Raw genomic sequence first — 13,869 nt, 5'->3', positions numbered from 1 at the left:
CTCTGGGATCAGAGGCAGGCTTTTTTGTTTGTCAAATGCCTTATCTTTTAAAGCATGTCGCGGAAAAGTGGGTACCGGTTTTCCGATAACGACATGCGTAAAAACAAGAAGATAGAGCGAGCGTAGTGGCTATGATTAAACGCGACACGCTCTATCGAATAAGGTGGACAGTGATCCGGCGCTCAATCCATTCAATGATATTGCGCAGCACCTCTACAATCGCCAGATAAATGATTGCCGCCCACAGATAGGTCTGGAAATCAAATGTACGGGAATAGGCGCGGCGGGTTTCGCCCATCAGGTCATAAACCGTGATGATTGCAACAATGGCAGAGCCTTTAATCATCAGAATGATTTCATTGCCGTAAGGACGCAGAGCAACAATCAATGCCTGAGGCAGGATAATTTTACGGAATGTCTGGAATTTAGACAGGCCGAGCGCATGCGCACCTTCCCACTGGCCTTTAGGCACGCTGAGGATTGCACCACGCAGAATTTCAGCCTGATAGGCGGCTGTATTCAGCGTAAATGCCAGAACCGCGCAATACCATGCTTCGCGGAAAAAGCCCCAAAGCCCGATGGTTTCCAGAAACGGGCGGAAGGTTCCCAGACCGTAATAGATCAGGAAGATCTGCGCCAGCAGCGGTGTACCACGGAAGAAATATACATAGGCATAGGCGATGCCGCCCAGAATACGGTTGTCCGACATGCGGGCAAGCGCAACCGGCAGTGACAGCAAAGCTCCAAGCACAATCGACAGCGCGACCAGAATAAGGGTCGTTTTCAGACCGTTCCAGTAACGCGGCGCATAGGTTTCAACCAGATCAATCTGCCATGAATTATACAGATAGATTGCAAGACCGGCGAACAGCGCAAGCCAGATAGCAACCAGTATATGGCCGGTAATACGTGCACCTGTCCACGGACGGGGCGGCTCAGCTGGGCGGAAAACGCGATCAGTTTGCATATTGCTCATTGTTGTCATTGACGCACCACGCTTGCTGCCGGCTGTTTGCGGCTGCCTTCAGCCCATTTTTCAATGCGGGCGATAAAGTAAGAAGAGATAATTGCAAGAGCCAGATAGATCAGGCAGGCCACGCCGTAGAACAGGAACGGTTCTTTGGTGACGCGCGCAGCAACCGAAGTCTGACGCAGAATATCTGTCAGGCTGATAACTGATACCAGCGATGTATCTTTGAGCAGAACCATCCAGAGATTGGCGAGACCCGGCAGAGCAATTTTAATCAGCTGCGGGAAGATAATCTTGCGCATGGTCTGAAAATTGGTGAGGCCGATGGCGAAAGCGCCTTCATACTGGCCTTTCGGTATGGCGCGAAACGCGGACAGGAACACTTCACTGGAATAGGAAGAGAAAACAAAGCCCAGAGCGATCATACCGGCGGCAAAGGCATTGACCTCTACCGAACCCTGAAAGCCGATCAGCGCAAAAACCTTCTGAACTGCAAGAGAGCCGCCGAAATACACCAGAAACAGTGTGAGCAGCTCAGGCAGTCCGCGGAATATCGTTGTATAAATATTGGAAGCAAGGCGCAGCGATGGCTCAGCCGATTGCTTTCCTAAAGCCACAAGGAAACCGAGTAACAAACCGATTGGCAAAGTGGCAAGCGCCAGCAAAACGGTCGTCAACAGCCCCCATGCTATGCTCAGCCCCCATCCGTCCGGACCAAAGCCAATTAACACAGCATATTTTTCCATTTAGTCTATCCCTGTGAGGACGGGTGGCAAATCCGGTTTGTCACCCGTCAAGATCAGTTTATTAAAATACCGGCCAGACGGATCTGACCGGTTTCTTCGGAATTATTCGCCGTAAATATCGAAATCAAAATATTTGTCGTTGATTTCTTTGTATTTACCGTTGTCACGGATGGCGAGAATAGCTGTGTCGAATTTCTCAACCAGTTCTTCACGACCTTTTTTGATGGCAACGCCAACACCCGGACCGTGAATTTCAAGATTCGCCTTCACTGGGCCGACCAGTTTGCAGCAAGCACCTTCCGGTGTCTTGAGCCAGTCAATCAGCGATACGATATTGTCGTTCACAGCATCAACACGACCGGCAACCATGTCCATACGCGCTTCATCCGAGCTGCCGTAATTGTTAATGGTGCTGTCGGAATAGGTTTGTTCAGAAAACACAGCATGAACAGTTGAGGACTGTACGCCGACTGTTTTGCCTGCGAGGTCTTCTTTTGCTGTGCCTTTGATATCAGAATCTTTTGGCACGGCGATTGCCGCAGCAGGATTGTAATATTTATTGCTGAAATCGACCTGTTCTTTACGGGCCGGAGTGATCGACATGGAGGAGATCACAACATCAAGCTTGCCGGACTGAAGGGCGGGGATCATACCATCCCAGTCCTGCACAATGATTTGACATTTGGCTTTTAATTCTTCGCAAAGTGCGTTGGCGATGTCGATTTCAAAGCCTGCAACCGTGCCGTCAGCCTTGACGAAATTGTAGGGAGGATAGGCGCCTTCCGAACCGACTTTCAGTGTAAGCTGCTCCTGAGCATGCGCGGATGCGGTGAGTGCTGCAACGGCAGTGATTGTCACCACACCGGCAGTTGCCAGCCCGCGCAGAGCTTTGCTGAAACGACGGTTTGCTCCCGTAATTTTATTCATTCTTCTGATACCCCCATAAGTCCCATTGTAAGAAGCATTGTTGTTTTTTCTTCTCTTCGCTGGCGTTTTTTTAGCGCATTTTCTTTGCGAAGAAAAATTTGTTAACGGCGATATTCCCATCATTCCGGCGTTAAAGGCAAGTATCAAAAATCATGTTTTGCCCGCACACGGAAAAATAAAGCACTGGACATGGTTTAAATCACTCTTATCTGCAGGTAATCAGACGGTATTCTTGATATAAAATATTAAAAATCAACATATTATGGTGATAATTTAATATTGTGGATTTCAAAAATTTCTTTCTTCTCTATCAGTCACGCACCCGCAAAACACTCGTATTTACGACATGCAGGTGACGGCTTTCAGATGATTATGCATAGGTTGATGTGGTTTTTGCATTAAATCGGGATCAATGGCAGCAAACATAAAAAAGCTGCATCACAAGGATGCAGCCTTAAGAGAGTTTCAGCTGTTAAACCCGGCGATATTAGTCTGTTTCCGCGCCATAAGCGTCGAATTCAAAGTATTTATCGTTGATTTCTTTATATTTGCCGTTCGCACGAATAGCTTTAATCGCATCATTGAATTTGGCGATCAGCTCAGGATTGCCTTTTTTGAAGGCTACGCCTGCGCCCGGACCATGAATTTCCAGAACCGGAGCCCATGTGCCAACCATCTTACAGCAAGCACCGTCTTCGGTTTTCAGCCACTGGGACAGGGTCACGCTGTCATCGCTTGCGGCATCAAGACGGCCATTGGCCAGATCAAGACGATATTCTTCCGCAGTCGGATAGGCTTTGATGGTGCTGTCCGTGAAGGTTTTTTCTGCGTAATTGGCATGGGTTGTGGAGATCTGTACGCCGATGGTTTTACCAGCCAGATCTTCTTTGGTTGTGCCTTTGATGTCAGTATCTTTCGGAGCAGCAAGACCCGGAGGGGTGTTGTAATATTTGTTGCTGAAATCAACCTGCTTCTTACGCTCATCGGTGATGGACATGGAAGCGATGAAAGCATCAAATTTACCGGCCTGCAGGCTCGGAATTGCGCCATCCCATTCAATGGTGATGAACTTGCATTCAGCCTTCATTTCTTCGCAGAGCGCACGGCCGATATCCACGTCAAAACCGGACAGCTCGCCGGAAGCGCTGATGAAGTTAAACGGAGGATAGGCACCTTCAGTTGCAATTGTCAGCTTCAAAGGTTCCTGTGCCTGTACTGCTGTGGCAGTCAGGGAAACTGCACCGGTCATGACCATGGCAGACAGCGCGGTTCCGATAATTTTCTTGTAATTTTTCATGTACTTTTCACCCGTTTAACCCATCCAAAAGTTGCAATCATAATGTCAGAACTGCAAAGCCGGTTTATTCTAATCGGTTTATTTTTTACCGGATTCTGACGTAATAATTGTTCGCTGGATATTCCCACCATTTTTGCGAGAAAGGCAAGGGTAAAAAAGCGTTTTAAAACAATGTGAGCAAATGTGAAAATTACTGCTCAGCAGTTCATGGGTGGGTTTGAATTTAATTTTTAAATTTATGATTTTAAATCAGTATATTGTTTTGATAAATTAATATTTTGATTTCATCATTTTCACCGGTTCTCAAACCCTGTTTTCCGGTTTCAGTTTTTCAATCCGCAGTAGTTTTCGACAAAATCGCTGACGGCAGCAATATTATTCAGATCCAGAACCGGTACGCTCTGATCTCTCAAACCCTCATCCGTTGCGATAGCCACGATCGAATATTGCTCTGCATTGAGGGGGATTTGAGTCGGGCTGTCTTTGCGCCGCACTTCAATTTTTGGATGTTTATCGTTCTTGTAACCCTCAACCAGTATCAGGTCGCAGGGTGCCATACGGCTGACAATTTCCTCAAGCGCAGGCTCCTGAGCATCGCGCAATTCATGCATCAATGCCCAGCGATTGAAAGAGACAATGGCAACCTCAGCAGCTCCGGCCTGACGGTGGCGATAGGAATCCGTTCCCACTGTATCAATGTCAAAACTGTGATGGGCATGTTTGATTGTTGAGATTTTATAGCCGCGTTTGGTCAGTTCGCGCACCACACATTCCGCAAGTGTGGTTTTGCCGGAGTTTTTCCATCCGGTGATGCCGAAGATTTTCTGAGTCATGATTCACGCTCCTGCCAGCCGCTCATATCCTGCAATTGCCAGGCTGATCTGGCCAGCGCCAGTTCCGTTTGTGTGTTGATGTTAAAAAACGGATCAAGACCGCTGATTTTATCAGTTTCGCTGAAATCTGCATAGGCAACAGTGTGATTATTCGCGAAAACGCGAATGCTGCGTCTTTTGGTTTCCGAGAGCCAGTTTTCCAATGAGGCAGCAATACTGGCCGGCCACAGTGCAAAGGTCGGATGCGCACCAAAATCCGAGCGTGCAAATATAATTGTGTCTTCCATGGGTGAGGCTGTGCCAGCCAAGGTTTGCACAAACCGGTGCAACAGATCGGGCGGGAAGAACGGTGTATCTGCAGCCACACTCATCACATGGCTGCAACCAAGCTGGGTTGCATAATGGCAGCCGGCGAGAATACCGGCCAGCGGGCCACTGTTGAGCCATTTTCCGTCATTGATAACCGGAAAACCGAAACTTGCGAAAAAGGCAGGATCGCTATTGGCGCTGAGAATAATCTGATCAGTTTGTGGCTTCAGGCGCGCGCATACCTGATGGAGAATAGTATGATCTCCGAGCGGGCGCAGAGATTTGTCGCCGCCACCGAGACGCTGGCTGCTGCCGCCCGCCAGAATGAGCCCCAAAACATTTTTACCTGTCAGCACTTGTTTGCCGGTAGATATGATCGGGACAGACATGACTGACGCACCTTTGATTGAAAAGCCGGATTTCAGGGAGAAATACTGCTTCCGGCATTTTGCCGCCGCAACTCCCTGCGCATCCGATAGCCCGTAATTGCTTCACGATAAAGCATATAGCAACCGCTGGCGACCACGATTGCAGAGCCGATCAGCGTATTCTGATCCGGTATCTGATTGAATACAATATAGCTCAGCGCGATTGCCCAAAGCAGACTGGTGTAACGAAACGGCGACGCAAAGGACATGTCACCGGCACGGGTGGCAAGGATAATGCAGTGATAGCCGATGATGAGCAGCACAGCAGCAATGCTGACATGGATAATATCTGTCGTCGTCGGCTGCACCCAGCCGGTATCCGTCTGCATGATAATGAAACCGGTAATGGTAATCATAATCGAAGTCATGGCAGAAATCAGAATGGTGGGGATTTGCATATTGATACGACGGGTAGAGAGATCGCGCATGGCTGTAAAGCAAACACCAACAAGCAGCAGCAGGGCATAGGCATTCATACCATTACCGGAGGCATCACCGCCAGGGCGGATGATAATCAGCACGCCGATAAAGCCGATGCCAATTGACAACCAGCGCCGCCAGCCGACTTTTTCACCGAGAAACAGCACTGCGCCCAGCGTTACCGCCAGCGGCACTGCCTGATAAACGGATGAGACAAATGCGAGGGACAGATGTGTGAGCCCCACCAGATAAAAGGTCGTCGCGCCGACTTCACCAAAGCCGCGCAGGATGGTGACTTTGTCCAATGCATCGCGCCAGCGGCTGAGCACGCCCTGTCGCGCGGCGATAAAGGCCAGCAGGAGAATGCATAATAATCCGCGCATAAACATGAACTGCCCGAGATTGAGCGTCTGCGTGGAATATTTGGTCAGGGCATCGCCGATGGCGAAAACACCCATGCCTAGCATCATATAAAGACTGGAGCGGATATTAGCTGAAAGTGCCACGGTCATATTCCTGCAGGAAAAGCTGAAGAGCTTTTCATTTAGAGCATCGTCCTGCGCAAAAGGCTCACGCACTTTTGCCGGAAATGCTTTTATGCCGGACTTATAACAAGTATTTATGCGACATGGTCACCCGTTTGCGTCATGCACAGCAAAATAATGATATAAAAATCAAGATAATGCCGGTTTATGATCCGGATTAGGCCATGTGCACATCGCATGGTCGCGGGCGTTAAATGAGTGCACTTAACGCTGATACGCTTTAGCCGCCGGTGACACTCATGTGGCGCGAGACTGCAGGGCGGTTATGCCGCCGGTCGATGATGAAGTCATGGCCTTTTGGCTTGCGCAAAATTGCATTGTCGATCACTTCAGACAGCAGCGCATTATCAGCACTTGCCCGCAACGGTTCACGCAGGTCGGCCGCATCTTCCTGACCAAGGCACATATAAAGTGTGCCGGTGCAGGTGATGCGCACGCGGTTGCAACTTTCGCAGAAATTATGAGTCATCGGCGTGATGAAGCCGAGGCGGCCGCCGGTTTCCGAAATCTGCACATAACGGGCAGGCCCACCTGTCTGGTAGGGAATATCCGTCATGGTGAACTGACGGGCAAGCGTAGCACGCAGCATGGAGAGCGGCAGATACTGATCAGTGCGGTCGAGATCAATCTCGCCCATCGGCATGGTTTCAATCAGTGTCATATCCATGCCGCGGCCATGCGCCCAGCGCAGCATGTCCGGAACCTCATGATCGTTAAAACCTTTGAGAGCCACGGCATTGAGCTTGATATGAATGCCTGCTTTTTGCGCGGCATCAATACCACGCAGAACCTGCGTCAGATCACCCCAGCGGGTAATTGTCTTGAACTTTTCCGCATCCAGCGTGTCGAGCGAGACATTGATGCGTTTGATACCGCAGGCGGCAAGCTCCTCTGCGTAGCGGGAGAGCTGCGAACCATTGGTGGTCAAAGTCAGCTCATCAAGCGCACCGGCTTCAATATGGCGCGACAGACTGCCGATGAGGCGCATGATATTTTTGCGCACCAGCGGCTCACCACCGGTGAGGCGGATTTTGCGCACACCCTTATCAATAAAAGTTGAACAAAGGCGGTCGAGTTCTTCCAGCGATAACAGATCTTTCTTCGGCAGAAAGGTCATATGTTCGGCCATGCAATAGGTGCAACGGAAATCACAGCGGTCAGTTACAGAAACGCGCAAATAGGTAATTGCCCGTCCGAACGGGTCAATCATAGGTGCTACCGGCGTTGTTTTTTGGGCATTCAGTGCTGTTACGTCCATATTACCTGTATATCGGCTTCTTCAGTCATCGCTTCTATATAAGAGAGATAAGTTCAACATATGGTGCTGTCCAGTACCATTATGTCACGCAGGCTCTTGCCCGTCAGTGTTTCTGATATTACCACGTAAGGCAGACGTGAATATGGTGGATCATTCAATGAGCGATATCTGGCCGGAAGAGTTACGGGTTTCCCAAGACCGCAAAACCCTGTCTGTGACATTCAATAACGGACATAATTATTCATTTCCGGCGGAGATGCTGCGTGTCTTGTCGCCGTCAGCGGAAGTGCAGGGACATTCGCCCGAGCAGCGCGTGACTGTGCCGGGTAAGATCAATGTTGGTATTATGAAGATTGATCCGGTCGGCAATTATGCGGTGCGCATCACTTTCGATGATATGCATGATACCGGCCTGTTCACATGGATTTATCTGCATCAGCTCGGTGAGGAATATGAAACCCGCTGGCAGGGCTATCTCGATGAGCTGAAAGAGAAAAATCTCAGCCGCGAACCGAAGTTTCATTAAAGCAGTTTCAGAAAAAGTGGTCGCCGGTTTTTCGTTCGAAACTGCGTAATTCTAAAAGCAAGAAAGCCGGAGTTTCCTCCGGCTTTCTTTTTGGTTTTATGAAAGATTGAGTTCTTTGAAGAAGTCATTGCCCTTGTCGTCAATGACGATGAAGGCAGGGAAATCTTCAACTTCAATACGCCAGATGGCTTCCATACCGAGTTCTGGATATTCGACCACTTCGACTTTCTTGATGCAGTCCTGAGCCAGACGTGCAGCCGGACCGCCGATGGAGCCGAGATAGAAGCCGCCGTGTTTGGCGCAGGCATCACGCACCTGACGGGAGCGGTTGCCTTTGGCCAGCATGACCATGGAGCCGCCGAAAGACTGGAACTGATCTACGTAGGAATCCATACGACCAGCGGTTGTCGGGCCGAATGAGCCTGAAGCGTAACCGGTTGGGGTCTTGGCAGGGCCTGCATAATAAATCGGATGATTTTTGAAATAATCCGGCATGCTGTCGCCGTTTTCCAGACGCTCGCGGATTTTCGCATGTGCCAGATCACGTGCAACGATGATGGAGCCGGTCAGCGACAGGCGGGTTTTAACCGGATGCTGCGACAGGGTCTTGAGAATCTCTTCCATTGGCTGGTTGAGGTCGATTTTCACCACGCTGTCAGAGAGCTTGGCTTCATCAATGTCAGGCATATATTTCGCCGGATTGGTTTCCAGCTGCTCAAGGAAAATACCGTCTTTGGTGATCTTACCTTTTGCCTGTCGGTCGGCCGAGCAGGAAACGCCCAGACCAATCGGCAGCGATGCGCCGTGGCGTGGCAGACGGATAACGCGGACATCATGGCAGAAATATTTGCCGCCGAACTGGGCACCCACGCCCAGAGACTGGGTGAGTTTATGGATTTCCTGTTCCATTTCCAGATCGCGGAAGGCATGACCGTCTTCGGAGCCTTTGGTCGGCAGGCTATCGAGATAACGGGTGGATGCGAGTTTAACAGTCTTGAGATTCTGTTCTGCCGAGGTGCCGCCGACCACAATCGCCAGATGGTAAGGCGGGCAGGCTGATGTGCCGAGTGTCAGGATTTTCTCTTTGAGAAACTCGATCATGCGGTCATGGGTCAGCAGGGATGGTGTGCCCTGAAACAGGAATGTCTTATTGGCGGAACCGCCGCCTTTGGCGACAAACAGGAATTTATAGGCGTCTTCGCCTTCCTGATAAATGTCGATCTGGGCAGGCAGGTTGTTCTTGGTGTTCTGCTCTTTGAACATTTCCAGCGGTGCCAGCTGGGAATAGCGCAGGTTCTTTTTGAAATAGGCATCCATCACACCGGAACCCAGCGCGCTTTCATCGCCGCCTTCAGTCCAGACGCGACGGCCTTTTTTACCCATAATGATCGCGGTGCCGGTATCCTGACACATCGGCAGCACGCCGCCAGCGGCAATATTGGCATTCTTCAAAAGATCATAGGCAACAAAACGGTCATTATCGGTTGCTTCCGGATCTTCCATAATATTGCTGAGCTGCTGCAGATGACTCGGACGCAGCAGATGGTTGATGTCGGCAAAAGCAGCTTCGGCCAGCAGACGCAGGCCTTCCTGTTCAACAGTCAGGATTTCCTGACCTTTGAATGTATCGACCGAGACATAATCAGATGTCAGTTTGCGATAGGGGGTTGTGTCCTCACCAAGCGGAAACATTCCGGTATTTACTTGCTCAGCCATATATCACCTTGTTCGCCGGTTTTGCCGCTGAGGTTTCAGCAGGCAGCCGGTCAGACGTAAGTTATCAGATGACGGGCTTTTAACGCTTGTGGCCGCTATTGCCACTGCGGCAGATTGATCTTTTTCTAAGTTTTGACGGGAGAAGGGGCTTTGTCCGCTAAAATTATATTTATTGTTAAAAGTTTCTAAATCACAATGGCACACACTATTGGGAATGAATCATTGCGGTGCCGGATCCTTTCGCCGTCCACTGCCTGCATAGCTTGTTTTGCTCGAGAACTGACGGACAGATATGACACTTTCGCTGAAATCCTTTCCCCTGATCGTAAGTTCTTCCATGCGCAATGCATTTTTTACAACGGCTATCACCGCTGTTACCGGCATTTCTGTGCTGGCTCCGGTGCAGTCTGCCAATGCAGCCAGCAATCTGATGGATTTGTTCCGTGAGAAGCGTGAGGCGCGTGAAATGCAGCGCCAGCAGATGCAGCAGCCTGTTCAGCAGGTGCCGCAAGCCGCAGGCGCAGCACGCACTGCCAAGCCTGCCGGTGCCGCGCAGCCTGCCAAAACCGCAACTGCGCCTGTTAAGACTGTTGCGGTCAAAGGGCCGCAGATTTACGATTACAAGCCTGAAAAGCTGGTAAAGGTAGATTTCACCACTGTTGATATGCAACTGACCGCAGCCATTTCTGAGGATGAGGGTGGTTTGTTGCCGTCTGCCCTTTATGCTGAAGCTGCGGATTTTATCAGTACTCTGCCGCAGCATGCCGGTGGCTTGATTAATCCGGTTGCCAAAAAGACCGCAGCGCAAACGGACACAGCTTTGGTAACTGCTGTTCTGGATGCGATGAAAGCCACGGATGTTAAGGCTGAGCAGTCTGTTGCAGAGGCAATTGTGTCCTTCTATGCAACCGAGCAGGCATTGCTATGGTCTGATGGTCTGAATGTTTCTTCCCGCGCTGAAGATGTGCTGGCGCTGTTTGAACGGGCAGAAGAAGAAGGGCTGGTTCCTGCTGAATATGCAGTGAAAGTGCCTGATCTGACCTTTGACGCTGCGCAAAAAGATCAGCGTATTCGTGAAATGGCGGCGTTTGAAATCAATCTGACTGCACGGGCATTGCGCTATGCGTTGGATGCCGGTGAGGGGCGGGTGATCGCCAATCGTCTGAGTGGTTTCCATGATTTGCCGCGCAATCGTATCAAGCCGGAACTGGTGCTGAAAACTCTGGAAGATGCATCTGATCCGGCAGAAGTGCTTAGCAGTTTCAATCCGCAAAACAGCTATTATCAGAAGCTGAAAGCGCAGCTGGCTTCGATGAAGCCGGAAACAAAAAACACTGTGCGCATTGCCGCGGATACGCTGATTAAACCGGGGCAGGACAATGCGGAACTGCCTAAAATTCTGGCGCTGATCGTACAAAAAGCACCAGCCGGTTATCTGAATAGCTATCAGGAGATGTTTGATCGTCACAAGGACGGGACACTTTATGATCCTGAATTGGTGGCCGCAGTTAAAGATTATCAGAAACTGATGGGTAAAACGCCGGATGGTGTGATCGGCAGTGCTACAATCTCTGCTTTGCAGGGTGAAACATCTTCAGTCAAACGCGAGCGTATTCTCTATGCGATGGAACGCCTGCGCTGGCTGCCGCGTGATTTCGGTCAGCGCTATGTTTTCGTCAATCAACCTGCCTATCGTGCGCAATATTTCGATCAGGGCAAAGAGCAGCTGGCAATGGATGTGGTGATCGGTTCACCGCGCAACCAGACACATTTCTTCTATGACACAATCAGCACCGTGGTGTTTAACCCGTCATGGGGCGTGCCGCGCTCTATTGTAATGAATGAAATGATGCCGCGTATTCTGGCTGATTCCGGCTATCTTGATCGCAATAATTATGAGGTGATTGCCGGTGGCAAGCGCGTGGCTTCATCCTCGGTCAACTGGTCTGCGGTTGCCCAAGGCAAAGCGCATGTCGGCGTGCGCCAGAAACCGGGACCGAATAATGCGCTGGGCGAGTTGAAGATTCTGTTTCCGAACAGCCACGATATCTATCTGCATGACACGCCGTCAAAAGCAGCGTTCAAGCGCGATATGCGGGCGATCAGTCATGGCTGTATCCGTCTGGCCGATCCGCGTGCCATGGCTTCTGCCGTGATGAGTACCGGTGAGGAAAACCTGACCAAATATTTCGGCAAGAATGAGCGCGGCATCAAAGTGCCGTCCGGTGTGCCGATTTACCTGACCTATTTCACCGCATGGCCAGATGAGGCGAGCGGTAAAATCCGTTATTATGACGATGTTTATGCGCGTGATGAAGGTCTGGCAAAGGCTTTCCAGAAAACGGAACAGAGTCGGGTAGCGGCAATGTAAATGTGAAAAAGGAGCAGTTCATCTGCTCCTTTTTGGTTTGTGGGCGGGATTTTTGCCGCTGTCGCAAACTCTTCACTTTAATATCGTTTGAAAATCCGGAAATTAACATCTGATTGGCCGAAGTCCTTTGCGTCCGGCAATCTGATTGGTTATCAATAGCGCGAAATTTCTGTAATACCGTTTCGGCTGATGAGGGCGGCGCGGTGTTGGCTCTACCGGTTTGTTTTACGCATTGTCTTTACGCAAAACCGCTTCGTCATTTTGCCGGACATGCTTTATGGAAGGATACTCCCAATGACAGCGATCATCGATATTGTCGGTCGTGAAATTCTCGACAGCCGCGGCAATCCGACTGTTGAAGTTGACGTGACACTGGAAGACGGTTCTTTTGGCCGTGCGGCTGTACCAAGTGGTGCATCAACCGGCGCTCACGAAGCAGTTGAACTGCGTGATGGCGGTACCCGTTATCTGGGTAAAGGCGTTGAACAGGCCGTTGAAGCCGTCAATGGTGCGATTTTTGACGCACTGGCCGGTCATGAAGCGGAATATCAGATCGAAATCGACCAGACCATGATTGATCTGGACGGTACGCCAAACAAAAGCCGCCTCGGCGCCAATGCAATTCTCGGCGTTTCCCTCGCGGTTGCCAAAGCTGCTGCACAGGCTTCCGGTCAGCCGCTGTATCGCTATGTTGGCGGTGCCAATGCCCATATCCTGCCGGTGCCGATGATGAATATCATCAATGGCGGCGCGCATGCGGACAATCCGATTGATTTTCAGGAATTCATGATTCTGCCGGTCGGCGCATCCAGCTTGCGTGAAGCTGTGCGTTACGGTGCGGAAGTGTTCCATACACTGAAATCCCGCTTGAAAGCTGCCGGTCACAACACCAATGTCGGTGACGAGGGCGGTTTCGCTCCTAACCTGCTGAGCGCGGAAGCAGCGCTTGATTTCGTTATGGAATCGATCGCTAAAGCCGGTTTCAAACCAGGTGAAGAAATTGCAATCGGTCTGGATTGCGCCGCGACTGAATTCTTCAAAGGCGGTAACTATGTCTATGAAGGCGAGGGCGTAACCCGTACACCACAACAGCAGGCTGAATATCTGGCCAAGCTGGCCGCAGACTATCCGATCATCAGCATTGAAGACGGTATGTCGGAAGATGATTGGGCAGGCTGGAAAACCCTCACCGATCTGACAGGCAAGAAAACCCAGCTCGTTGGCGATGATCTGTTCGTAACCAATTCCGCACGTCTGCGTGATGGTATCAAAATGGGCGTTGCCAATTCCATTCTGGTTAAAGTCAACCAGATCGGTACGCTGTCTGAAACCATGGATGCCGTGGAAACCGCTCATAAGAACGGCTACACCGCTGTGATGTCGCACCGCTCAGGCGAAACAGAAGATTCCACCATTGCGGATCTCGCTGTTGCCACCAATTGCGGCCAGATCAAAACCGGCTCGCTGGCGCGTTCGGACCGGTTGGCAAAATACAACCAGCTGATCCGTATTGAAGAAGAGCT

At 50.5% G+C, this 13,869-nt stretch carries 12 protein-coding genes; 3 read left to right on the top strand and 9 right to left on the bottom strand.

All coding sequences use genetic code 11. From position 1 onward, the window contains the following. Positions 1-151: 151 nt before the first annotated feature. The 8 genes from A918_RS0117955 to moaA form a co-directional block, all read right to left on the bottom strand. The gene (locus A918_RS0117955) at positions 152-967 is read right to left on the bottom strand and encodes an ABC transporter permease (RefSeq protein WP_245257358.1); all 816 of its coding nucleotides are present in this window, start codon (positions 965-967) and stop codon (positions 152-154) included. A gap of 14 nt (positions 968-981) precedes the next feature. Next, a complete protein-coding gene (locus A918_RS0117950; RefSeq protein ID WP_022712383.1) occupies positions 982-1,716 on the bottom strand; it encodes an ABC transporter permease in 735 nt (244 codons plus the stop codon). A gap of 102 nt (positions 1,717-1,818) precedes the next feature. Next, the gene (locus A918_RS0117945; protein ID WP_022712382.1) at positions 1,819-2,643 is read right to left on the bottom strand and encodes a transporter substrate-binding domain-containing protein; all 825 of its coding nucleotides are present in this window, start codon (positions 2,641-2,643) and stop codon (positions 1,819-1,821) included. A gap of 487 nt (positions 2,644-3,130) precedes the next feature. Then, complete coding sequence (locus tag A918_RS0117940) at positions 3,131-3,940, bottom strand: ABC transporter substrate-binding protein (protein WP_022712381.1); 810 nt, start codon at positions 3,938-3,940, stop codon at positions 3,131-3,133. Positions 3,941-4,263: 323 nt separating this feature from the next. Next, a complete protein-coding gene (gene mobB / locus A918_RS0117935; protein ID WP_022712380.1) occupies positions 4,264-4,773 on the bottom strand; it encodes a molybdopterin-guanine dinucleotide biosynthesis protein B in 510 nt (169 codons plus the stop codon). Next, a complete protein-coding gene (gene mobA / locus A918_RS21000) occupies positions 4,770-5,471 on the bottom strand; it encodes a molybdenum cofactor guanylyltransferase MobA (RefSeq protein ID WP_022712379.1) in 702 nt (233 codons plus the stop codon). The genes mobB and mobA overlap by 4 nt, the downstream gene beginning before the upstream one ends. A 32-nt stretch (positions 5,472-5,503) precedes the next feature. Then, positions 5,504-6,436: a DMT family transporter gene (locus A918_RS0117925; RefSeq protein ID WP_033316248.1), complete on the bottom strand. Its 933-nt coding sequence runs from the start codon at positions 6,434-6,436 to the stop codon at positions 5,504-5,506. Positions 6,437-6,695: 259 nt separating this feature from the next. Further along, positions 6,696-7,733, bottom strand: a complete 1,038-nt coding sequence (moaA, locus tag A918_RS0117920) for a GTP 3',8-cyclase MoaA (protein WP_022712377.1) — start codon at positions 7,731-7,733, stop codon at positions 6,696-6,698. Positions 7,734-7,890: 157 nt separating this feature from the next. Between moaA and A918_RS0117915 the strand changes: the two genes are divergently transcribed. Beyond that, positions 7,891-8,259 (top strand): gamma-butyrobetaine hydroxylase-like domain-containing protein, encoded by a 369-nt coding sequence (locus A918_RS0117915; RefSeq protein WP_028233980.1) that lies wholly within the window; start codon positions 7,891-7,893, stop codon positions 8,257-8,259. A 96-nt stretch (positions 8,260-8,355) separates the two neighbouring features. Here A918_RS0117915 and A918_RS0117910 read toward each other — a convergent pair whose 3' ends face one another. After that, a complete protein-coding gene (locus A918_RS0117910) occupies positions 8,356-9,975 on the bottom strand; it encodes a fumarate hydratase (protein WP_022712375.1) in 1,620 nt (539 codons plus the stop codon). 292 nt (positions 9,976-10,267) lie between these two features. Between A918_RS0117910 and A918_RS0117905 the strand changes: the two genes are divergently transcribed. Further along, positions 10,268-12,346, top strand: coding sequence for a murein L,D-transpeptidase (locus tag A918_RS0117905; RefSeq protein WP_022712374.1), 2,079 nt, complete (start codon positions 10,268-10,270; stop codon positions 12,344-12,346). A gap of 294 nt (positions 12,347-12,640) precedes the next feature. After that, on the top strand, positions 12,641-13,869 hold a 1,229-nt coding region (gene eno, locus A918_RS0117900; RefSeq protein ID WP_022712373.1), incomplete at its 3' end, for a phosphopyruvate hydratase.

This window comes from Pseudochrobactrum sp. AO18b, assembly GCF_000409565.1.
GTDB lineage: Bacteria > Pseudomonadota > Alphaproteobacteria > Rhizobiales > Rhizobiaceae > Pseudochrobactrum > Pseudochrobactrum saccharolyticum.
The sequence above is the reverse complement of the archived record's forward strand: the minus strand, read 5'-3'. Positions and strand labels throughout refer to the sequence as shown.